Source organism: Pedobacter sp. (assembly GCF_965249885.1).
Classification (GTDB): domain Bacteria; phylum Bacteroidota; class Bacteroidia; order Sphingobacteriales; family Sphingobacteriaceae; genus Pedobacter.
In genome coordinates, this window is the sequence record NZ_OZ252254.1 from 2,895,426 (window position 1) to 2,915,759 (window position 20,334).

A 20,334-nucleotide genomic window follows, 5' to 3' on the forward strand; every position below is an offset into this window, starting at 1 on the left:
TTTTTCTTTTTATCCTTCTTCGACATGTCAGTCAATTAAGCAGAGGTTGAATAATGGAAATACAACAAAAAAGGCATACACATGTTGGTGTACACCTTAATTATTACTTTAAAATTATTAACATGAATTACGACGATATTTTTAAGTGCTTTGAGTTGTCACTGATAAATATCTAAATCAAATTAATGTAGTTATTCAAATAATGAATAAACAAACTCCTAATTAGCTTCGCTGTCGTAGGAAATTTGTCCAACGTGTTTGTCGATTTGCCATCTTCCTGTACCTTCTTCACCAATCACTTCAAACAATTCCAATGCTCTGCGAGCTTTATATTCTTCTTCACGTTGTTCTCTAAAGAACCAGTTTAAAAATTCTAAGGTTACATAATCTTGCTCTTTATGGCAACGTGCTGCAATGTTCTTAATAGATTGCGTTACGCTGATTTCCTGATCTAAAGCATCTTCAAAAACTTCGCGGAAAGAATTGTATTCCTGCTTAATGTTGGTGATTTCTGGTGAAATTGCAGTACCACCCATGTCTAATACATATTTGAAAAACTTTAACTGGTGCTGCCTTTCTTCTTCAGCTTGCTTAAAAAAATATTCCGCTGAAAAATCAAAGCCATTTCTGTTGCACCACGACGCCATCGATAAATATATAGCGGAGGATAAGGCTTCTTTTTTAATTTGCTGGTTGATCAATGTTTCTATTTCTGAGGAAAGCAAACATTTAATTCTCATTAAATCTTTCATTTCTTTTGTTTTTAGTTTTTATGGTAGTGAAACGCTATGATAGAGCCAGTTTAAAAACTATGTGAAAGGTCATTTTGTTTCATTAATTATTTCCTTTGACACTACAAAGTTACAGCGATAATGTTCTGTAAAAGAAATTATTAATAATATGGAAAGAGTCTAAGTCTTAGTTTTAAGAAACCAAGCGATAAAGACAATCGTGGATGATGTGGTTAAGTTCCAACATGACAAAAGTGCCTTGTAGCAGTTCTTTAAGTTTGATGAGCTCCAATAAAGAAAGTACATAAGAATGGTCGCATGCACAAATGAAGATGATTTCTACATCAGCAGTTTTATCGCTGCTCAAAAGTTTTTCTTCAATGTCAACCTGGTAAACCGCTTTTTTAAGTTTAAGAAGATTTCTGTAATCAAAGCGGGCTAACTTTCCTGCAAAATCAATATACCAGCAATTTTCTGAATCCGATTGAAAAATGGCGCCGCTTTGGGTCGCAAACACTTCTTCAAACGTGGCAACGGGAAATAATGCTTCTTCTATTTTTTGCACAGTAAGTTAAATATTTATACAAAAGTAGTATTATTTAGATTTAATACAAATAAAAAGATAAAACTTATGCAGGGTAGACTGTGTTGCGGTTTCTGTGGAGGTGAGGGATAGACAGAAAAGCGATGACTAATAGGCTTAAACCCAAGATGACAAATAAATAGGTGTTGCTAAATGGCTTTTTGTTTCGCTGGTAAATATTTTGGTCGTCCGCATATATTTCATGTACCGCTGGTCGTACTTGAAGAATATCCGATTTCTTTATTTTGACCTTAATTTGGCCAGCGTATTTTAACGATTTGTTGACACCAGAGAAGATGTTGAAACCTTCTTTTACGGAGTCGATATTTAATTTGAGGATAAAGAATTTGTTGCTGCCGTTTAACATGAAAGTTAGGTAGGCGTACTCCGTTTCTTGCGCACCGTTTTTCTCCTTCTTTGTAAATTGATGAGTTTTATTTAAAGAACCTTTTAATACAATGAGGTTGTTTTCGGCAAATAGGATTTGCGTAAATATCACGTAGCTAAATAAACACAATAATAATATGATGATATATTTTGCTTTCATTTTGAACTAATTATTTAGTTAAAATAGCGTATCTTTTTCAATTAAACAATTTGGAAGCAAGCTTTTTAACCTCGCAGGTTTTCAAGACCTGCGAGGTTTTGTTTGAAAAGCAGGAAATTAGTTTGTGATACTTGGATTACAGTGCTTTGGCCACTTAGACCTGATTGTAGCGGAAATACTTTTTGTTATGGACGCCGAACAAACCTCATAGGTTTTTAAAACCTACGAGGTTTAATCCTAACAGTCACAAAAAGATTGTAGCGTAAAGCAGGACGACAGTTACCGAAAAGCGACTGCAGTTGCTCTTCTTATTAATAAATGATTAATATCATTATCAAAACAAAAGCGAAATAATTGAGGTTTATCTATTGCTAAATAAATAGACCATGGATAATCAAAAACCAGCCAAAGACAAGCTACATGATAGCGATTTGGGCGAGACGAAAGATTTTAACGAACTGTCTTATAATAAAGATAAAAACAGCTTCGAATTTGATGTAAAAGGAGAGGAGTCGAGCTACGATCATCCGCTTCCTTACGATACCTCTGCAGCCAATGGCGAAGATGCTATTTCTACTTACGATGAAGCTAACCCTTACGTAGGCAATGAGTATAACGAAGACGAATTAGTGGATGAACAATTGGATGATAACGGAATGAGAATTGACCGTACGGGTGAGAGTGTGCTTTTAGATCCGGAAGATCGCATATTATCTCAAACAGAAGAAGATTTTAGGGATGATTTGGATGAGGAAGGCTATCCTAAAAACGACCTGCCTAGTTAAGGAAGTACGTCTAGATTAAATTTTTGACGGAATTCCTCCAGTTTAGGATTTTTTTCCACCAAATAGGCATACTTATCTTTATTGGTATAAATGCGATCGCTTTGTTTGGCTTCCACACGTTTTGAAAAAATTTGTATATCGAAATTGCTCAAATTTCCACGTAAGTAGTTGAGCAATTCAATTTTTTCACTTTGTAGGGTGCTTTCCAAAGCGATATTTTCTACTAGCACAGTGACGTGAAAGCCATCAATTAAAGGTTCATTGCTGCTTAAGAGCGTAAATAGGTGTATTTTATCTTCCTCTTTCGCTTTTTGAGCATAAGCTTGCCAGCATGCCATGAACTGATCAGTTGTAAATGCTTGCTTTTCATTGCCTCTAACATATTGTGGACCCTTATCTTCCTCATTTAAATTATTACCGGCATTCAGGTCTGTTAACGATGGGATAAGAGACGGCATTGCGTTTCTTTGAACCGGCATTGTTTTAATGGAAGAAGTAGCGGGCGCCGTTTTGGCTGTAGTAGTTTCAGTTTTTGCAGGCGGAACTACGGGTGGAGTGCTCGTTAGAGGTTTTTGTTCGGCTGCGGCAGGCCGTTGTACGCTATTTTCAGGCCTTGGGTTTTCTTGAAGTGCAGATTTAACTAAAGTTTTTTTTTTATCCTGATCTGGATCAGTTGCTGTGTTGGCTAGTTGAATAACGGATGGAATGTGACACATTTTAATCAGCGCCAGCTCAACTTGTAACCGCTGATTTTTACTGTTTTTATAATTTAAATCGCATTGATTTGCCAAATTCAACGCCGTTAAAATAAATCCTAATCCAACACTATTACTTTGTTGTAGGTATTTTTGCTTAATCGTTTCGCTAACTTCCAGCAGTTTAATCGTTTGGTTATCCTTACCTACCAATAAGTTTCTGAAGTGTCCTGCCAAACCATTAATGAAATTATTGCCATCAAAGCCATTGTTTAAAATTTCATTAAACAGCAAAAGTGTGTTGCTTACATCGCCATTTGTTAAAAAGTCAGTTAGCTTGAAATAATAATCATAATCCAAGATGTTGAGGTTTGCAATTACCGCCTGGTAAGTTACATTCCTATTGGTATAACTAACAATTTGGTCAAACATCGAAAGCGCATCCCGTAATCCTCCGTCTGCTTTCTGTGCAATAATGTGTAAGCCATCATTATCTGTATTGATGTTTTCCCTTTGCGCTATTTTGGCTAAATGATGAGCGATATCTTCAACCTGTATACGGTTAAAATCAAATATTTGGCAACGCGATAAAATCGTAGGTAATATTTTGTGCTTTTCTGTAGTAGCTAAAATAAAGATGGCATACGGAGGTGGTTCTTCCAAAGTTTTCAAAAAGGCGTTAAACGCACTAGTAGAAAGCATGTGAACCTCATCAATAATATATATTTTGTATTTGCCAGCTTGCGGCGGTATCCTAACCTGCTCAATTAAGCTTCTGATATCGTCTACCGAGTTGTTGGAAGCGGCATCCAGCTCATGAAAATTAAACGAATGGCCGGATTGGAACGATTGACAGCTTTCGCAGGTTCCACAAGCCTCTTGCTCAGCGGTAAGGTTAGTACAGTTAATTGTTTTGGCTAAAATACGAGCGCAAGTAGTTTTACCAACGCCACGTGGACCGCAAAACAAAAATGCCTGTGCTAATTGGTTGTTTTTAATGGCATTTTTTAATGTTCCCGTAATATGTTGCTGCCCCACTACGGTTTCAAACGTAGCTGGCCTATATTTACGGGCTGAAACAATAAAATTTTCCATTGCCACGAAAATAAGTAATTTTTACGTAGTTGGAATGTTGGAAATTGGAATGTGGAAAATTTGATGGTTGAAATTAGGTTGTGCGCCATTGATCCAGCACATTAACTAACTACTAATCCCTAACAACTCACTCCTGATTACTCATATAATCGATTTTAATTCTTTTCTATACTGTGAAGCGCTTTTGCCAGTAAATTCGTGAAATACCTTATTAAAATGGCTAAAGTTGGGAAATCCACTGTCTACAGCAATATGTGCAATGCTCATCGGCTTTTCTGCCAATAGCTTAGAAGCATGTACCACACGGTATTCGTTTACAAATTTGGTAAAGGTTTTTTTAGTGGCCTTTTTAAAATACCTGCAAAAAGAGGGAACAGTCATGTTGGCCATTTCTGCTACTTCATCTAAACTAATTTCTTCAGTAAAATGATCTTTTACATAATTAAAAATCAAATTAATGCGGTCGTTATCCTGCGCCTGCATTTCAAACGAGAAATTTTGAGCATTTAATAGTTTGTAATCAGGCGCTTGTTCCAGCTCTCTCAACACACCAAGTAAAGACAATAATCGTTCGAAAGGCCACTGGTTACTCATTTTTTCCAACACAGGCCCAACTAGCCTCATGGTATCTTTACCAAATGCAATTCCGTATTTAGCTTTTTCAAATAAATTGGCGATACCCTTGGTTTCCTTAAGTCCTAAAAAATTGGTTCCCAAAAAGTCGGGCTTCATTTGTATTACTACCTCGTTGGTATTTCCGGTAGTTTCATCAGTAAAGCCGCAATGTGGAAGTTCACTGCCAATTAAAATCAAGTCGCCATCTGTGTAATAAGAAATATGACTTCCGATCTGTCTTTTGCCAGTTCCACCATTAACAAAGACCATTTCAATCTCCGGATGGTAATGCCATACGTGGGCGTTATTGTTTGCGTTAGGCGAATATTTTGAATAGTAAAATGAACTTCCAAATGAAGGTTCGATGATTTCGAAACTAGGCTTTATTTTCTTCATAAACTAGTCAAAATTAACAATAAAATATAATAAATTCACTACTTGTAGGTTTTTAAATCGTTTAGATGTTAAAATAGCATATTTATTGGTGTATTTGAAATATAAATCTGGTTTTGAGTTGAATTAACTTTGTATCAATCAATTAGGTCTCTAACTAATAATATTTTGAAACATGAAAAATACATACAAAATTTTGCTTTTGGCAATCGCTTTATTTAGCGTAAAGGTTGTGAAGGCAGATGACATAGAAGTTTTAGTTAAAATTGCTAAAGAAAACAGCAAGTGGGTTAGCTTCATTACTAGTGATACACAAAAAGTGGAGGTGTCATTGTTTACATCAGATGGTGATTTGATACACGAACAAACTGTAAAGAATAGCAACAATAAATTTCAAACCTACGATTTAAATGCACTTCCATCCGGCGAATATGTTTTGAAAATCGAATCAACTTCTAAAGTGGTGACGTATCAAATTAGCGTCAACGAAGAAAACGCAGTACTCTCGCAGCCTGTAGTTAAAGAGATAAAACGTCCAGTGTTGATCAAAAAAGATAATTTACTTACACTGAATTTGAATGGCGCCTGTAAAGGAAAAGTTGAATTGGTAATTTATAACGAATACGACGAAAAACTTCATCAGGATACTTATGATGATGCTATTAAAATGATTAAGAAATTTGATATAAGCACTACCACAGCTAAACAATTGACTTTCGTTTTAAGATCGGAAGGCGAGGAATTCTCTGAAACTATTGCACTTTAATTACTACTACATACGATAAGTTTAAACACTACTGTTTACGGTAGTGTTTTTTTGTTTTTTGAAGAATTTAGCTAACTTCCCGGCCAATACGCTAGATTACATCTGAATGAAACGTTTTTTAATGTTGGCTTTTTGTCTAATAAGCCCAATTTTCGCCTTTTCACAATATAATTTTTTTAAAGGTTATATCGTCACTAACGCTGGCGATACATCCGTTGGTTATGTTTATGGCAGGGAAAGTGTCACAAATCCCAAAAGAGTCCGTTTTAAAGAAAGCTTGCAGGCCGAAACGAGACAGCTTGAAATTGAGGATTGCAAAGCCTTTGGTATTTATAAAAAGGAGAACTTTGAGCGTCACTTCGTCAAAATAAGTCAGTCAACACTCGATTTAAGCAATCTGCCACTAGGTGTTGATACCGCTAGCACCAATGAAAGTGTTTTCCTAAAAGTACTGCAATCGGGCAAAAATGTAACTATATATCAGTATGCCGATGATTTAAAGTCACGATTTTACATTAAGGACAAAGACATGGATGTGCCTATGGAGTTGGTGAAGCAAGTTTATCTTAATCCAGATGCGCCTTCAAACATTATTGAAAATAATAGGTATAGGAGTACTCTTGGCGCCTTTTTTAACAAGTATAAGGTATCCGAATCGAAAATGATTTTGCTTAAAGATTTGCTTTATGACGAATCAGGGATGATCAATATGGGTTACTTGATAAATGATGAACAGAAGAAAAAATCAACCGATCCTGTTTCCAGTTTATATGTTAGTGCTGGAGCTAATATTTTAGATACAAAATATAGAGGTTACTCTGATTTTGCAGATCCTTCTACAACTTCAAAGATTGCTGTTAGCCCTTATCTTGGTGTAGGTTTTGATGTGTACACGAACCCGGCATATGGGAAGACCTTGCTAAGAGCAGAGCTGGGATTTTTTTATAATGAAAACGAATTTGTTAGGAATATCGGCAGTGTTTACAAGTCGATTAAGCACAGCTTTAAACAATATAACTTTATCCTTTCAGCTCATTTGATTCATAACGTGTATAATACATCCGCTTTTAAGGCTTATTTAGGTGCGGGGTTTTCTATCAGACATGTGCAATCGAAGAATAATATTATAGAACGTGAGTACAGTTATGATTCTCGTCAGGTTGAAGGCCCTAAACTAGAAAAAATGGTGTTCGGCTTTCCTGTTAAAGCAGGTATGATGTTTTACAAAAGAGTAGAGTTTGCTGCAGCTTATCAGTTTCCATCTCCGATCACTAATTATTCGGAGTTTGGCATTTGGTCACGTATTTACAGCCTATCCGTTAATTACCATTTTGGAAAGCTGTTTTAAGGGCAAGGTTCCTGTAAGCGATTAGGGCAATCTTTTAAAAATCGTATTGGACGTACAAAGCTGTAAAAAGACTTGATATAGACTTTTAGCGTTGTGAAGTAGATTTCAGCGTAATGCTTTCCGCTAGAGAACTTATGAATCAAAGTTTAATTTTCAAAACAACACTTTGATTTATAGAAATATATTGTTACATTTGCAGCCCGTTTTAAGCGGAATAAACAATAAATAATTAAATCACAACAATGAATCAGTACGAAACTGTTATCGTTCTTACCCCATTGTTGTCAGAAGAAGCTGCTAAAGAAGCGATTGCTAAATTTAAAGGCATTATTACTGACAGCGGAGCCGAAATTATCGCAGAAGATAATTGGGGTTTGAGAAAATTAGCGTATCCGATTGACAAAAAAGCAAACGGATTCTTTCATCTTACAGAATACAAATGTAATGGTGAAATCATCAGCAAGTTAGAGCTAGAATTAAAACGCGACGAGCGTGTTTTACGTTTCTTAACTGTAAAGTTAGACCGTCACGCGGTTGCCTACAATGAGAAAAAACGTAGCGGAGCTTTTAACAAAACTAAAAAAGAGGAGGCTACAGCGTAATGGCAAAAGATCAAATTCAATATGTTACTGCTCCAAAAGTGGAGGATAACAGGAAAAAATATTGCCGTTTCAAGAAAAATGGCATTAAGTACATTGATTATAAAGACGCAAACTTTTTGTTGAAATTCGTTAATGAGCAAGGTAAAATTTTACCTCGTCGTTTAACTGGTACTTCTTTGAAGTTTCAACGTAAAGTGGCTCAAGCGGTAAAACGTGCTCGCCACATCGGTTTGTTGCCTTTCGTTACTGACCAATTAAAATAGGAGCTGAGCAATGGAAGTTATTTTAAAGCAAGATATCAAATCACTAGGTGAAAAAGATGATATCGTTACGGTAAAACCTGGTTTTGGTCGTAATTACTTAATCCCTCAAGGTTTTGCAGTTTTAGCAACTCCTTCGGCAAAAAAAGTATTGGCTGAAAACTTAAAGCAAGCTGCTTTTAAACAAGAAAAAATTAAGAAAGACGCTGAAGCAGTAGCGGCTCAATTAGCTGATGTTAAATTATCTATTGGAGCTAAAGCTGGTGAAACTGGAAAAATCTTTGGTGCTGTTAACACAATCCAAGTGGCTGACGCATTAAAAGCTAAAGGTTTTGAAGTTGACCGTCGTCGTATTACTTTCGAAACTGAGCCTAAAACTTTAGGCGAGTACGTAGCTAACTTGAACTTACACAAAGAAGTAAAAGTTAAAGTACCTTTCGAAGTAGTAGCTGAGTAATCACTAACTCAAAAATTATACAGGCCCCGGATTATTTCGGGGCTTTGTTTTTTTAGTAGGGCTTATGTTTTTAAAAAGCAAGCCTTTTGTTATATTTGTTGCCCTGTTTTATCACTAGTTGATCAAACAGCTGTCCAAATAAGATGCTGATGAAATACCTAAAACCCATCCGGTTGTTATTGCTCTTATGTTTGTTTGCTGTGGTTGCTAAATCGCAAGAAATTGTTGAAAAAGTACCAGACACAGTAAAGAAAATCATTTTAACCACTTACTACGCTAAGAAGTTTGAAGGCAGAAGAACAACTAGCGGCGAGCGCTATCGTTCGAGCAAATTTACGGCTGCACATCGTACGTTACCTTTTGGTACCATCATTAAGGTTAAAAACTTGCGTACAGGCAAAACAGTGGAGGTAAAGGTGAATGATCGTGGGCCTTTCAGTAAGAAATTTTCTTTGGATATTTCTCGTGCCGCGGCACAGGCTTTAGGCATTTACAAGCTAGGTTATGCCCGTGTGGAAATCGCATACGTTTCCAAATAAAAATCGAGTGTAATTCTTACACTTTTTAAAATTATTAACACTCGTTTTTATTTCCTAAGTCCTTAAAAAGAAATAATTAGCTTTTTTTCTCGGTGTTTATGACTAAATTCTGATTAGAAATCCCCATAAAATTAAAGACATGTTAACAACTTTGTAGGATAAAAAATGCCCTATCTTCTATATTTGTTATACGAAGTTCTTTAATAGAAAACACCCAAATCATCGTTGTAACTAATTGTTATCTAGTTCTTTCGAAAAACTTAGGTTTTTAAGTTTTTCTCAAGGTTAAAACTAAGTACGCTTTGGTCGGCTGTTTATACTACTTCAAAGAATATCGTCTGTTTGCTGAAACTTCATTTCTAAAGAAAGTAAAAAAGAGTTTATGGAAGAAGAACTATTATTAAAGGAAAACAAGGATCGTTTTGTGCTATTGCCAATTAAGTTTCCAGCTATTTGGGAAATGTATAAAAAGGCTGAAGCTAGTTTTTGGACTGCAGAGGAAATTGATCTTTCTGATGATATCAAACATTGGGAAAATTTAAATAGTGGCGAGCGCCATTTCATTTCCCATATCCTAGCATTCTTTGCCGCTAGCGATGGTATCGTTAACGAAAATTTAGCAGTTAACTTTATGAGCGAGGTGCAAATCCCTGAAGCTCGTTGCTATTACGGTTTCCAAATCATGATGGAGAACATCCACTCTGAAACCTATGCCTTGTTAATTGATACTTACGTTAAAGATCCTGAAGAGAAAGATAGACTTTTCCATGCTATTGAAACTGTACCAGCGGTGAAGAAAAAAGCGGAATGGGCTTTAAGATGGATTGAAAATGGAACTTTTGCAGAGCGCTTGGTTGCTTTTGCTGCGGTAGAAGGTATTTTCTTTAGTGGTAGTTTCTGTTCTATCTTTTGGCTGAAAAAACGTGGTTTAATGCCAGGTTTAACTTTCAGCAACGAGTTGATTTCAAGAGATGAAGGTTCGCACTGCGAGTTTGCTTGCTTGCTTTATAGCATGCTGCAAAACAAATTGACACAGCAACAAGTACACACAATCATTAAAGATGCGGTTGAGATCGAAAAAGATTTCATTAGTGATGCTTTACCTGTGAAATTAATTGGCATGAACGCGGATTTGATGAAGCAATACATTGAGTTTGTAGCCGATAGATGGTTAACTGAATTAGGTTATGCTAAAATCTACAATTCAACCAACCCGTTTGATTTCATGGAAATGATTTCGCTACAGGGAAAAACCAACTTCTTTGAGAAGAGGGTAGGCGATTACCAAAAAAGCGGCGTATTAACTTCTTCGGAAGATAAAGCGCAGGCGTTTTCATTAGATGAAGATTTTTAAATTAAGGTATCAGGTATCAGTTTTTAGGTGTCGGGTAGTAATGCCTCCTATCTTTTACTAAATACCAATATCTAAATGCTAAATAATATTTTGAAACCAGGTGCCGCTGTTTAAATATGCACCTAAAATTTTGTAAGGATGTTTGTAATAAAAAGAGATGGCCGCAAAGAAGCGGTAAAATTTGACAAAATTACAGCTCGTATTGAGAAGCTGTGCTATGGTTTTAATGCTGAACTAGTAGATCCTATTGACGTTGCCAGAAAGGTAATTGAAGGATTATATGATGGTGTTACTACCTCTGAGTTAGATAACTTAGCAGCAGAAACAGCAGCTTCTTTAACTACCAAACATCCTGATTATGCATTATTAGCATCGCGTATTGCTGTTTCTAACTTACATAAAAACACTTTGAAATCGTTTTCAAAAACGATGGAATTGCTTTACAATTATGTTGATCCAAAAACAGGTAAAAACTCTGCGCTAATTGCTGATGATGTTTGGAAAGTAATTGAAGATAATGCTGAGATTTTAGACAGCACAATTATTTACGATAGGGATTTCGGTTTTGATTACTTCGGTTTCAAAACATTAGAGAAATCTTACCTGCTAAAAGTGAACGGTAAAATTGTAGAGCGCCCTCAGCATTTATTTATGCGTGTGGCGGTTGGTATCCACAAAGAAGATATCGAAAGTGCTATTGCAACCTACAACTTAATGAGTGAGCGTTGGTTTACACATGCAACTCCTACGTTATTCAACGCAGCTACTCCTAAGCCTCAAATGTCATCATGTTTCTTGTTAACCATGCAGGATGACAGTATCGAAGGTATTTATGATACCTTAAAGCAAACTGCAAAAATTTCACAGAGCGCTGGTGGTATTGGTTTAAGCATTCACAACATCCGTGCTACGGGAGCTTACATTGGCGGTACTAACGGTACAAGTAACGGTATTGTACCAATGTTACGTGTATTTAACGATACTGCTCGTTACGTAGATCAAGGTGGGGGTAAACGTAAAGGAGCTTTTGCTATCTATTTAGAGCCTTGGCATGCTGATGTTTTCGAATTCTTAGATTTACGTAAGAACCACGGTAAAGAAGAAATGCGTGCCCGTGACCTGTTCTATGCACTTTGGATCAACGATTTGTTTATGCAACGTGTAGAGGAAAATGGGGATTGGAGCTTGTTCTCTCCTGATGAAGCGCCAGGTTTAGCGGATTGCCACAGTGAAGAATTCAACAAACTATATGTGAAATACGAGCAAGAAGGTAGAGCTCGTAAAGTAGTTAAAGCACAAGAATTATGGTTTGCTATTTTAGATGCGCAAATTGAAACTGGTACGCCGTACTTGTTGTATAAAGATGCTGCAAATGCTAAATCGAACCAACAAAATCTAGGTACAATCAAGTCGTCTAACTTGTGTACAGAAATTATTGAGTATACTTCTAAAGATGAAGTTGCGGTTTGTAACTTAGCTTCTTTAGCGTTGCCTCGCTTCGTAATCAATGGCGAATTTGATCATCAAAAATTATATGATGTAACTTATCAAGCTGCATTAAACTTGAATAAAATCATTGATTATAACTACTATCCAGTAAAAGAAGCTGAAAACTCGAACTTACGTCACCGTCCAATTGGTTTAGGTGTACAAGGTTTGGCTGATGCTTTTATCTTGATGCGTTATCCATTTGAAAGTGATGCGGCTAAGCGTTTGAACAAAGATATTTTCGAGACCATCTATTTCGCGGCCATGACTGCTTCGGCTGATTTGGCTGAGAAACACGGTGCTTACAAGACCTTCAAAGGTTCTCCACTATCAAAAGGTCAGTTCCAATTTGATTTATGGAACGTAACTCCTGATAGCAATCGTTGGGATTGGGAAAGCTTGAGAAAACGTGTAGTGAAAAAAGGGGTGTACAACTCTTTATTAGTTGCGCCAATGCCTACCGCTTCAACTTCTCAAATTTTAGGTAACAACGAATGTTTTGAGCCATATACTTCTAACATCTACACTCGTCGTGTATTGAGTGGTGAGTTCATTGTGGTAAATAAACATTTATTGAAAGATCTAGTGTCGTTAGGCTTATGGTCTCCACAAATGAAAGATAGAATTATTTTAGCCAACGGATCTATTCAAGACATCCCAGAAATTCCAGATTATATCAAAGAATTATACAAAACAGTTTGGGAGATCAAGATGAAAAACATTATTGATATGTCGGCTGATAGAGGTGCATACATTTGCCAATCGCAATCGCTGAACTTGTTTATCAATGCACCAAATACTTCGAAACTTACTTCAATGCACTTCTATGCTTGGAAAAAAGGCCTGAAAACAGGTATGTATTACCTACGTACGCAGGCGGCTTCACAAGCAGTGAAGTTTACTGTTGAAAACCAAGCAGGTAAAGCAATTGAGGCAGTTATTCCTCCGGTAATTGAAAATGGTGCCGAGGAAATTATTTCAGGCCCAGTTTGTACAATGGAAGAAGGTTGTATCAGCTGCTCTGGCTAGTTAGTTCAATAGTTCATTTGTAATTGGTTTATTCATTATAAACACCCAAATGACCCGATGAACGAGTGAACATTCATTATAAAGCAATATTAAAATAAGGTTCTGGACATAACGTTCACAACCTTATTTTTTGTTCTTACTTTTGTAACCATTCAATAGTTCATTGGCATTGGTTGATTAATTATCGTTTCCAAAAATGAACTGATGAATTGATGAATGCAATGAACAAAACAATCATCCATAGTAAACACGAAATTATTGCTTGTGAGCGCTGCGGCACTTCTATTGAATGTAAGGCAAATGCTTACACCAAATGCCAGTGCAGTGTAGTACAGTTAACCATTAATGAGGTGCAGTACGTAAGTGAGCTTTATGACGGTTGCTTATGCGCAAAGTGTTTGCTGGAACTCCAACAAGAATATAGGGAAGAAATGCTGTAGTTATTTCACTGGATAAAGTTATAGCTCATTAATCGTGGGCAAATGAATTGCTATTAACGTTCCATTCCCTTCGCTACTATCTATGTCAACAGTACCCTTTAAAAAACCAACTCTCGAGTAAATATTACTTAGGCCTAAACCGCTTTTTAAATACACTTTGTCCTTTTCAAAGCCCTTTCCATCGTCTTCAATCGTAACAGCTATGCCTTCTTCGTCTTTAATAATTTGAATGTCGAGTTTGTTGGCCTCGGCATGTTTAATTACATTATTTACTGTTTCTTGAATTACCCGATAGATCACCGTTTCGGTTTGCTCATCCAGCCTTTCGTTTAAACCAACGGTAGATAAAGTAACTTGAAGCTGCTCTTTATCTAATTTTCCGATAAATTCTTTTACTGCTGAAGCTAAACCAGATTTGATCAATGCATTTGGCATCATCTGATGGGAAATAGAACGCATTTCATCATAACTTTCGTTAACTAGCGCTAGTACTTGCTGAGCTTTTAACTCAGTGTCGTTGGGCAATTTCAATCCTGAAAAAAGCCCATTCAAATTCATTAACGCAGCTGATAGCATTTGCCCAACACCATCATGTAGGTCACTAGCAATCCTTCGCCGTTCTCTCTCTTCGGCATCCAACACCGCTTTCGAAGCTAGATCCTGTTGTTTGATAATTTCTGTCTGTAATTCAGCTTTAGCTTTTAACCTTCTTCTGTTCACTATCAAGTAAGCGACAATAGCAAGGCCAACTAGCAAAGCTACTAAGCCACCTAACAATAAATTGCGCTGTTTCAATTTCAACTGCTGTATAGTATTCCTTTGGTGCAGCAGTTTAATTTGCTCTTCTTTTTTTTCTGTTTGATACCTTACTTGGTAATCTGTAATCAGTTTGGTTTTATCCGATTGGAATAGCGAATCCTTTATTTTATTGGCCGATAGGTTCAGCTGATATGCAGATTTAAACTCGCCTTTACGGCTTAGAATTTCTGCAAGCACTTGTTTACCATCCATCACTTCCTTGCTGGCTCCAATGCTTTCTGCTATGCTTAGTGCTTCATTTGCAGCTTTTTGCGCCTCATTTAACTTATTGATTTTCAACATTAGCTTTGCTAAGTGGATATTTGAAAAAGCAAGTTCTTTTCTGTTATTGTATTTTTTATTTAAAGCTACAGCAGTTTCTAAAAACTGAAGTGCTTTGGAATTTTGGCCCAATGCAGCATAGCCGATACCGGCATTGGTGTAGGTGGTCGGTAAAAATTGTAAGATGTTGAGCTCCTTTAATTTTTGTTGGGCCTTTAGCGAATAATAAATGCAGCTGTCATATTGTTTTGTATAGAAGTAAACCGAACCTAAGTTGGTTTCTGTAAAAGCAATTTCCCTTGGTTTGTTTAACTGTGTGTAAATGGCGTTAGCTTCACGGTAATATTTGATCACATTTTTATAATCCTGTTGTGCCTTAAATAGTATCCCTAAGTTTACACTCACCAAAGCAATGCCTTCAATGTGCTTCTTTTTTTTGTAGGTATTGTAAGCTTCACGGTAGTATTTCAGCGATAGGGAAAAATTTCCTAATTCATCGTAAGCAATCCCAATGTTGTTTAACGTGTTGGCGGTTTTTAAATCGTCATGAAGTTGCTTTCTAATTTTTAAGGCTTCTAGGTTAAAATTTAACGATTTTCGGTAATCTCCCTGCGCCTCATAAGTCACTGCAAGGTTATGTAAAGCTTCAGCTTCATACAGCTTCTTATTTTGCTGCTTAGCAATTTTTAATGCCTGATACCCATACAACCTAGCCGAATCCGGATGATGGTAGCGGTACTCCCAACAAAGTTCGATCAATAAAACCAATTTTTGATTAGGCTTTGTTTTTAAAGCATGCTGTAAACTGTCTATTCTACTTTGTGCGTTTGCCGCCAAAGAGAAAAATAGTGTCAAAACATACAGCGCTACAATGGAGTAAAGTCTACTTAATGGCATTAGGTCAATTAGTTAGCTTAAATTTAACAATAAAAAGGACATTTCTTTATCCGTGCTTTTACTGATATTTTAATTTGAAATAAAATTTACTCTGAAAAGGAATATTGCTACTTTTAATAAAATAAACTGAATTAATGAAGCTTCTACTGGTTGATGATCACGCTATTGTGAGTGATGGTTTACAAATGTTATTACAAAATGAGGAAGGGCTTAGCATTGTAGAAAAGCTAACTTCAGGGAATTTTGCCTTGGCATATTTGAAAAACTACGAAGTCGACATGATGATCACCGACTATTCTATGCCGGATATGGACGGTTTGACCTTGGTTAAGCAGGCTAAGGCGTTAAAGCCAAATCTTAAAGTAGTGGTACTTAGCATGCATGACGAAGCTACTATGGTTAAAGATATGCTGAGTGCTGGCGTGGATGCTTATGTCTTAAAAAAGTACGCACAACAGGAGCTCCTAAACGCCGTACGAGCAGTAGCAAGCGGTAGGCAATTTTGGAGTGCCGAGGTAAATCGAGCACTTTTACGAGCCTTACAGCCGGTAGCTTCCAACGAAAACCAACCAACCGACAGAGAGTTGGAAGTGCTGAAGTTATTAGCGCAGGAACTCACCAGTAAGCAAATTGCAGAAAAGCTATTTATCAGCGAGCGCACCGTAGAAACCCACCGAAAAAATCTAATGCGGAAAACCGGGGCCAATAACGCTATTGGATTGGTGAGGTATGCTTATGCTAAAAAGCTGATTTAAATACCAATTTTCACGTAGCTGATTTCCGTACAAATGCTGAACTTATAGTATCTTCAAGTGAATAATTTTGGGTTGTTAACTTAATGATAAACCAAAATGAAAAAGATGCTTTCTGTGGCATTGATGCTTTTTTTAGCAACTGCTACTTCTTACGCCCAAAAAATCGTTTACTATTCTACAGTAATCAGCAATCCCGACAAAACCATTGACTTCGATTTCGGATTTTATCCTAAAACAATGCAGTATGTTGAGCCAGCCGGACAAAAGGGCTACACGGTAGTTAGGTGTGCGGTAATTAATCAAAAAACAGCAAAGGCTTTTGACTGGAAAGATGATAAAGTACACATTTACTTGAAAAGCGGTAAGTTAATCAGAAACTATACGACCAAGGCAGAAACCGGAGACTACGCCGTTAGATATTCCGTTCAGCCCGGCGAAACTCACTACCAAGAATATTGTTTTAGCCACAAATTCACCTTGGAGGACATCGAAAAAATTTGGATAGTAATGGGCGACAACGAAATTTTTGAACTATTTAGGGGTGAAGTTGAACCAAAGCCTAAAACGAATTGACGTAATTACATTACCTACTATCAATACTACCTCTTATCTACGTTTTTCAAAATCATCAAACTTAGCGGGTTAATATTGTATCCGCTAATGTTATTTTGCAGCATTACCACTGATTGATCATATAAAATCGGCACAACGGAGGCGTGCTCCAATACCATATTGTCCATTTGATGGTAAAGTTCAAAACGCTTTCGATCGTCTTTTTCATAATAAGCCTGCTCAAACAGCTTATCGAATGATTTATTGAAGTAGCCCGTGTAATTTGGTCCAAAGGGAACTTTATTTTTCGAATAGAAAACTGATAGGTAATTCTCGCCATCAGGATAGTCGGCAATCCACGAACCTCTAAAAAACACCACCTCATTTTTTGACATCAAATCCCTTAAGCTAGTGCTCGGACTAACATCAACCTTCACTTTCATTCCGATGTTATTAAGCTCGCCCTGGATAAATTCAATGAGATCTTTGTAAGTAGTCGAGGTGCTCAATTTAACTTCTGGCATCCCTTTCCCATTAGGAAAACCTGCTTCAGCCAATAATTTTGCGGCAAGGGCTGGGTTGTAATCGTAACCTTTTACTTTCACGCTATCAAAACCTGGCATTCCTCGTGGTATAAAACCAGATGTAGCAGGTGTTCCAATACTATTGCGCAGGTATTTAATTAGTTTTTTCCTATCGATAGCGTAGTTGATTGCCTGCCTAACCTTTTTGAATCTTAAAGGCGAGTTTTTAACGATATCTTTATCAGGATCAACCAAAATACCAACATATTCCGTACACAAATAAGGACCTTTGATCAGCTGAAAATGACCTTTATACTTGCTCGTCATCTTCCCACTCTTGGTCAAAATGTCATCACGGTAACTTCCATCAACACTGTAAAAAAAGTCAAGCTCCTTTTTAAGGAAATTCATGAAAGCACTTTGTTTATCATTAATAAAAGTTGCTTTTACAGCATCTAAATAAGGTAGCGAATTACCAGCGCTGTCTTTCTCAAAATAGTGCTCATTTTTTAACAGCACTAGCACCTCGTCCTCTTTCCAGTATTTAAATTTAAAAGGGCCGGTACCTACGGGATGATTTCTAAAATCTTTACCATAATGTTCAACTACTTCCTTTGGAACTACCGAGCAGTATTGTGCAGTAAGCAAGTTTATAAACGCAGGAAATGGTTTAATCAATTGTATTTGAAATGTACTGTCGTTCAGTGCTTTGAAACTATTTTGGTCTTTAACTTTATCGCTAAAAATCCAACCTCCCGATGATGCCACTTTTGGATCAATCAAGCGGTTAAAGCTGTAGGCAAAATCTTCAGCAACCACTTTTCTGCCTTTTCCATTTTTAAATAAAGGGTCGTCTTGAAAGTAAACATCGTTCCGAAGCAAGAAAGTGTAGGTAAGCCCGTCCTCTGAGATTTCCCAACTTTTAGCGATGCAAGGTTTGGTGTTCAGCGCCTTATCTACTTGCACCAATCCGTTAAAAACTTGATTGATCATCCAAATGGCATTTTGGTTACGTGCAAACGCCGGATCAAGTGAAGTTAAGTTTTGATCTAAATTGATGTAAAATATTTTCTTATCGGAATTAGAGTTTGATCTGCAAGAAAAAAAGGAAATAACAAGTAAGCAATAAAATATATTGAGTGTAAAGGTTCGCATCGTAAGTGGAAATACTATTTTTGTGTACAAATTAAATAAAATAAATCAGATGTCGGTTTTAAATGAGCTTATAATTGCTGAAAACAGTGAGGAGTTACGAGAAGAATTACAGGAACGTTTGGATATTGTTGAACATAAAATAAAGTTCATTGATAAAGTGCCAGTCTGCTTTTTAGATACCGAAGGAAATCCAGATATTTCGTTAGCGTCATTTGCGGCGATGAGCGGTGCAGTACTAACTACGCAGCCTGCTGAGGCCGTGTATGTTATTTTTAGAGATAATGGAAAGGCTTTAGATGATTTAATGCGTACTGTGCCAAGTTTGCTAGATGATGCTTGGCCAGCGGTACAATTTAGCAGAGTTTGTTTGTTGGCTGATGATTATAAACTCGGTACAGCCGAGGATGCCGTAGCATTGGTTGAAGATTTGGCGGAGATGACGCATCCGGGACATTTTATATTTGGCTACGAAGGGGATAAGTGGATAAGATTTACGATATAGTGTGTGATCTATTTCAATAAGGATTTAAGTTAAGTGGGCATGAAAAAAATATACCTCGTATTATTGCTGTTAAACATTTCGATCGCTTATGCGCAAGTAGCTCCAAAACTTGACAAAGCCATTGCCGAAAAGTTATCGTTGTTGCCTTTGTCTTGCATGGATAAGGAATATCCAAACAAAACGGCGCATTCTATTAACAACGAAGTAGACGCAAAGTTGACTCCTTCTCAATTACACCCTGCTTTTTATGGTTGTTTCGATTGGCACAGTTCTGTTCACGGACATTGGATGTTGGTACATTTGTTAAAGACTTTTCCAGATATTAAAAATCGGGCTGAAATTGTAGCTAAACTGGATAAAACTTTTACAGTGGAGAACATGCAAGTGGAAGCAGAATATTTTAAAAAATACGAGCTGGCTAAGATTTTTGAACGTACCTATGGCTGGGCTTGGTTGCTAAAGTTGGACCAGGAGCTAATGCAGTTTGATGATGCTAATGCAAAGAAATGGCATGCTGCTATGCAGCCGCTAACGCAGCAAATACTGGAGTTATGGAAAGCTTATCTACCCAAACAAACTTATCCAAATCGTACAGGCGTACATGGAAATACGGCATTTGCTTTGGTGTTTGCGTTAGACTGGGCTAGGGCCAATCATGATAAGGATTTTGAAAATCAGATCATTCAAAAAGCGAAAGATTTTTATTTAGATAATGAAAAAACACCAGCTTATTTGGAGCCCGATGGTGCAGATTTCTTTTCGCCAAGTTTAGAGATCGCTGATTTGATGAGGAGAGTTTTACCAAAAGAACAATTTGCAAATTGGTTGAATAAGTTTTACGAGGAGCGCAGCATTAAAAGAATTAGCGAAATGCCAGTGGTTAGCGATTTGAGTGATTATCAAACAGTGCATTTGGTTGGTCTTTCTTTTACACGAGCTTGGTGCATGAAGGGAGTGGCACAGCAATTACCTAAAAATCATCCCTTGAAATTACGCTTTGAAACAACAGCTAATCATTTTTTATCCAATGCACTGCCGCTCATCTTTAAAGGAAACTATGGCGGTGATCATTGGCTGGCCTCATTTGCTGTTTATGCTTTAGCGAAGTAAGGGGTCAGTTGTTAGGAATTAGGGTCTAGGGA

At 36.9% G+C, this 20,334-nt stretch carries 21 protein-coding genes; 14 read left to right on the top strand and 7 right to left on the bottom strand.

Annotated features, from left to right (window positions below; translation table 11 throughout):
* Positions 1 to 218 precede the first annotated feature (218 nt).
* The 3 genes from ACY2A0_RS12285 to ACY2A0_RS12295 form a co-directional block, all read right to left on the bottom strand.
* Complete coding sequence (locus ACY2A0_RS12285) at positions 219 to 752, bottom strand: ferritin (protein WP_461789814.1); 534 nt, start codon at positions 750 to 752, stop codon at positions 219 to 221.
* A gap of 172 nt (positions 753 to 924) precedes the next feature.
* Positions 925 to 1,296: a hypothetical protein gene (locus ACY2A0_RS12290; RefSeq protein WP_461789815.1), complete on the bottom strand. Its 372-nt coding sequence runs from the start codon at positions 1,294 to 1,296 to the stop codon at positions 925 to 927.
* Between the two features lie 64 nt (positions 1,297 to 1,360).
* Positions 1,361 to 1,861, bottom strand: coding sequence for a hypothetical protein (locus tag ACY2A0_RS12295; RefSeq protein ID WP_461789816.1), 501 nt, complete (start codon positions 1,859 to 1,861; stop codon positions 1,361 to 1,363).
* Positions 1,862 to 2,247: 386 nt separating this feature from the next.
* Between ACY2A0_RS12295 and ACY2A0_RS12300 the strand changes: the two genes are divergently transcribed.
* Positions 2,248 to 2,646 carry a hypothetical protein gene (locus ACY2A0_RS12300; RefSeq protein WP_461789817.1) on the top strand — a complete coding sequence of 133 codons (399 nt, stop codon included), beginning with the start codon at positions 2,248 to 2,250 and terminating at the stop codon, positions 2,644 to 2,646.
* Here the strand turns inward: ACY2A0_RS12300 and ACY2A0_RS12305 are convergent.
* Entirely contained in the window at positions 2,643 to 4,436 is a 1,794-nt protein-coding gene (locus ACY2A0_RS12305; protein WP_461789818.1) for a DNA polymerase III subunit gamma/tau, read from the bottom strand. The genes ACY2A0_RS12300 and ACY2A0_RS12305 overlap by 4 nt on opposite strands.
* A 141-nt stretch (positions 4,437 to 4,577) precedes the next feature.
* Positions 4,578 to 5,447: an AraC family transcriptional regulator gene (locus ACY2A0_RS12310; protein ID WP_461789819.1), complete on the bottom strand. Its 870-nt coding sequence runs from the start codon at positions 5,445 to 5,447 to the stop codon at positions 4,578 to 4,580.
* A 172-nt stretch (positions 5,448 to 5,619) separates the two neighbouring features.
* Here ACY2A0_RS12310 and ACY2A0_RS12315 point away from each other — a divergent pair, with 172 nt between their 5' ends.
* The 9 genes from ACY2A0_RS12315 (at position 5,620) to ACY2A0_RS12355 (ending at position 13,727) form a co-directional block, all read left to right on the top strand.
* On the top strand, positions 5,620 to 6,210 hold the full coding sequence (locus tag ACY2A0_RS12315) for a T9SS type A sorting domain-containing protein (protein WP_461789820.1): 591 nt from the start codon (positions 5,620 to 5,622) through the stop codon (positions 6,208 to 6,210).
* A gap of 106 nt (positions 6,211 to 6,316) precedes the next feature.
* A complete protein-coding gene (locus tag ACY2A0_RS12320) occupies positions 6,317 to 7,558 on the top strand; it encodes a hypothetical protein (protein WP_461789821.1) in 1,242 nt (413 codons plus the stop codon).
* A 242-nt stretch (positions 7,559 to 7,800) separates the two neighbouring features.
* Positions 7,801 to 8,160: a 30S ribosomal protein S6 gene (gene rpsF, locus ACY2A0_RS12325; RefSeq protein ID WP_461789822.1), complete on the top strand. Its 360-nt coding sequence runs from the start codon at positions 7,801 to 7,803 to the stop codon at positions 8,158 to 8,160.
* Positions 8,160 to 8,423: a 30S ribosomal protein S18 gene (gene rpsR, locus ACY2A0_RS12330; protein ID WP_113638014.1), complete on the top strand. Its 264-nt coding sequence runs from the start codon at positions 8,160 to 8,162 to the stop codon at positions 8,421 to 8,423. The genes rpsF and rpsR overlap by 1 nt, the downstream gene beginning before the upstream one ends.
* Before the next feature lie 10 nt (positions 8,424 to 8,433).
* Positions 8,434 to 8,877: a 50S ribosomal protein L9 gene (gene rplI, locus ACY2A0_RS12335; protein WP_461789823.1), complete on the top strand. Its 444-nt coding sequence runs from the start codon at positions 8,434 to 8,436 to the stop codon at positions 8,875 to 8,877.
* Between the two features lie 149 nt (positions 8,878 to 9,026).
* The gene (locus tag ACY2A0_RS12340) at positions 9,027 to 9,416 is read left to right on the top strand and encodes a septal ring lytic transglycosylase RlpA family protein (protein WP_461789824.1); all 390 of its coding nucleotides are present in this window, start codon (positions 9,027 to 9,029) and stop codon (positions 9,414 to 9,416) included.
* A gap of 382 nt (positions 9,417 to 9,798) precedes the next feature.
* Positions 9,799 to 10,770: a ribonucleoside-diphosphate reductase small subunit gene (locus tag ACY2A0_RS12345; protein ID WP_113638010.1), complete on the top strand. Its 972-nt coding sequence runs from the start codon at positions 9,799 to 9,801 to the stop codon at positions 10,768 to 10,770.
* Between the two features lie 138 nt (positions 10,771 to 10,908).
* The gene (locus ACY2A0_RS12350; RefSeq protein WP_461789825.1) at positions 10,909 to 13,287 is read left to right on the top strand and encodes a ribonucleoside-diphosphate reductase subunit alpha; all 2,379 of its coding nucleotides are present in this window, start codon (positions 10,909 to 10,911) and stop codon (positions 13,285 to 13,287) included.
* 221 nt (positions 13,288 to 13,508) lie between these two features.
* Positions 13,509 to 13,727 (top strand): cysteine-rich CWC family protein, encoded by a 219-nt coding sequence (locus ACY2A0_RS12355; RefSeq protein WP_461789826.1) that lies wholly within the window; start codon positions 13,509 to 13,511, stop codon positions 13,725 to 13,727.
* 18 nt (positions 13,728 to 13,745) lie between these two features.
* Here the strand turns inward: ACY2A0_RS12355 and ACY2A0_RS12360 are convergent, their stop codons facing one another.
* Positions 13,746 to 15,704 carry a tetratricopeptide repeat-containing sensor histidine kinase gene (locus ACY2A0_RS12360; RefSeq protein WP_461789827.1) on the bottom strand — a complete coding sequence of 653 codons (1,959 nt, stop codon included), beginning with the start codon at positions 15,702 to 15,704 and terminating at the stop codon, positions 13,746 to 13,748.
* Between the two features lie 134 nt (positions 15,705 to 15,838).
* Between ACY2A0_RS12360 and ACY2A0_RS12365 the strand changes: the two genes are divergently transcribed.
* The gene (locus ACY2A0_RS12365; RefSeq protein ID WP_461789828.1) at positions 15,839 to 16,459 is read left to right on the top strand and encodes a response regulator; all 621 of its coding nucleotides are present in this window, start codon (positions 15,839 to 15,841) and stop codon (positions 16,457 to 16,459) included.
* 96 nt (positions 16,460 to 16,555) lie between these two features.
* Positions 16,556 to 17,032 (top strand): hypothetical protein, encoded by a 477-nt coding sequence (locus ACY2A0_RS12370; protein ID WP_461789829.1) that lies wholly within the window; start codon positions 16,556 to 16,558, stop codon positions 17,030 to 17,032.
* A gap of 26 nt (positions 17,033 to 17,058) precedes the next feature.
* Here ACY2A0_RS12370 and ACY2A0_RS12375 read toward each other — a convergent pair whose 3' ends face one another.
* Positions 17,059 to 18,528 carry an ABC transporter substrate-binding protein gene (locus tag ACY2A0_RS12375; RefSeq protein ID WP_461789830.1) on the bottom strand — a complete coding sequence of 490 codons (1,470 nt, stop codon included), beginning with the start codon at positions 18,526 to 18,528 and terminating at the stop codon, positions 17,059 to 17,061.
* Positions 18,529 to 18,739: 211 nt separating this feature from the next.
* Between ACY2A0_RS12375 and ACY2A0_RS12380 the strand changes: the two genes are divergently transcribed.
* Both ACY2A0_RS12380 and ACY2A0_RS12385 read left to right on the top strand, forming a co-directional pair.
* Entirely contained in the window at positions 18,740 to 19,192 is a 453-nt protein-coding gene (locus ACY2A0_RS12380) for a hypothetical protein (RefSeq protein ID WP_461789831.1), read from the top strand.
* Between the two features lie 39 nt (positions 19,193 to 19,231).
* On the top strand, positions 19,232 to 20,302 hold the full coding sequence (locus ACY2A0_RS12385; protein WP_461789832.1) for a DUF2891 domain-containing protein: 1,071 nt from the start codon (positions 19,232 to 19,234) through the stop codon (positions 20,300 to 20,302).
* Positions 20,303 to 20,334: the final 32 nt, after the last annotated feature.

What these genes read in the sequence shown, in the direction of transcription:
- ACY2A0_RS12295 (WP_461789816.1), bottom strand. Translation starts at nt 1,861, where the DNA reads ATGAAAGCAAAATATATCATCATATTATTATTGTGTTTATTTAGCTAC.
- ACY2A0_RS12360 (WP_461789827.1), bottom strand. Translation starts at nt 15,704, where the DNA reads ATGCCATTAAGTAGACTTTACTCCATTGTAGCGCTGTATGTTTTGACA.
- rplI (WP_461789823.1), top strand. Translation starts at nt 8,434, where the DNA reads ATGGAAGTTATTTTAAAGCAAGATATCAAATCACTAGGTGAAAAAGAT.
- ACY2A0_RS12285 (WP_461789814.1), bottom strand. Translation starts at nt 752, where the DNA reads ATGAAAGATTTAATGAGAATTAAATGTTTGCTTTCCTCAGAAATAGAA.
- ACY2A0_RS12370 (WP_461789829.1), top strand. Translation starts at nt 16,556, where the DNA reads ATGAAAAAGATGCTTTCTGTGGCATTGATGCTTTTTTTAGCAACTGCT.
- ACY2A0_RS12345 (WP_113638010.1), top strand. Translation starts at nt 9,799, where the DNA reads ATGGAAGAAGAACTATTATTAAAGGAAAACAAGGATCGTTTTGTGCTA.
- ACY2A0_RS12380 (WP_461789831.1), top strand. Translation starts at nt 18,740, where the DNA reads ATGTCGGTTTTAAATGAGCTTATAATTGCTGAAAACAGTGAGGAGTTA.
- ACY2A0_RS12375 (WP_461789830.1), bottom strand. Translation starts at nt 18,528, where the DNA reads ATGATCAATCAAGTTTTTAACGGATTGGTGCAAGTAGATAAGGCGCTG.
- ACY2A0_RS12385 (WP_461789832.1), top strand. Translation starts at nt 19,232, where the DNA reads ATGAAAAAAATATACCTCGTATTATTGCTGTTAAACATTTCGATCGCT.
- ACY2A0_RS12300 (WP_461789817.1), top strand. Translation starts at nt 2,248, where the DNA reads ATGGATAATCAAAAACCAGCCAAAGACAAGCTACATGATAGCGATTTG.
- ACY2A0_RS12365 (WP_461789828.1), top strand. Translation starts at nt 15,839, where the DNA reads ATGAAGCTTCTACTGGTTGATGATCACGCTATTGTGAGTGATGGTTTA.
- rpsF (WP_461789822.1), top strand. Translation starts at nt 7,801, where the DNA reads ATGAATCAGTACGAAACTGTTATCGTTCTTACCCCATTGTTGTCAGAA.
- ACY2A0_RS12305 (WP_461789818.1), bottom strand. Translation starts at nt 4,436, where the DNA reads ATGGAAAATTTTATTGTTTCAGCCCGTAAATATAGGCCAGCTACGTTT.
- ACY2A0_RS12340 (WP_461789824.1), top strand. Translation starts at nt 9,027, where the DNA reads ATGAAATACCTAAAACCCATCCGGTTGTTATTGCTCTTATGTTTGTTT.
- ACY2A0_RS12355 (WP_461789826.1), top strand. Translation starts at nt 13,509, where the DNA reads ATGAACAAAACAATCATCCATAGTAAACACGAAATTATTGCTTGTGAG.
- ACY2A0_RS12320 (WP_461789821.1), top strand. Translation starts at nt 6,317, where the DNA reads ATGAAACGTTTTTTAATGTTGGCTTTTTGTCTAATAAGCCCAATTTTC.
- ACY2A0_RS12350 (WP_461789825.1), top strand. Translation starts at nt 10,909, where the DNA reads ATGTTTGTAATAAAAAGAGATGGCCGCAAAGAAGCGGTAAAATTTGAC.
- ACY2A0_RS12310 (WP_461789819.1), bottom strand. Translation starts at nt 5,447, where the DNA reads ATGAAGAAAATAAAGCCTAGTTTCGAAATCATCGAACCTTCATTTGGA.
- ACY2A0_RS12315 (WP_461789820.1), top strand. Translation starts at nt 5,620, where the DNA reads ATGAAAAATACATACAAAATTTTGCTTTTGGCAATCGCTTTATTTAGC.
- rpsR (WP_113638014.1), top strand. Translation starts at nt 8,160, where the DNA reads ATGGCAAAAGATCAAATTCAATATGTTACTGCTCCAAAAGTGGAGGAT.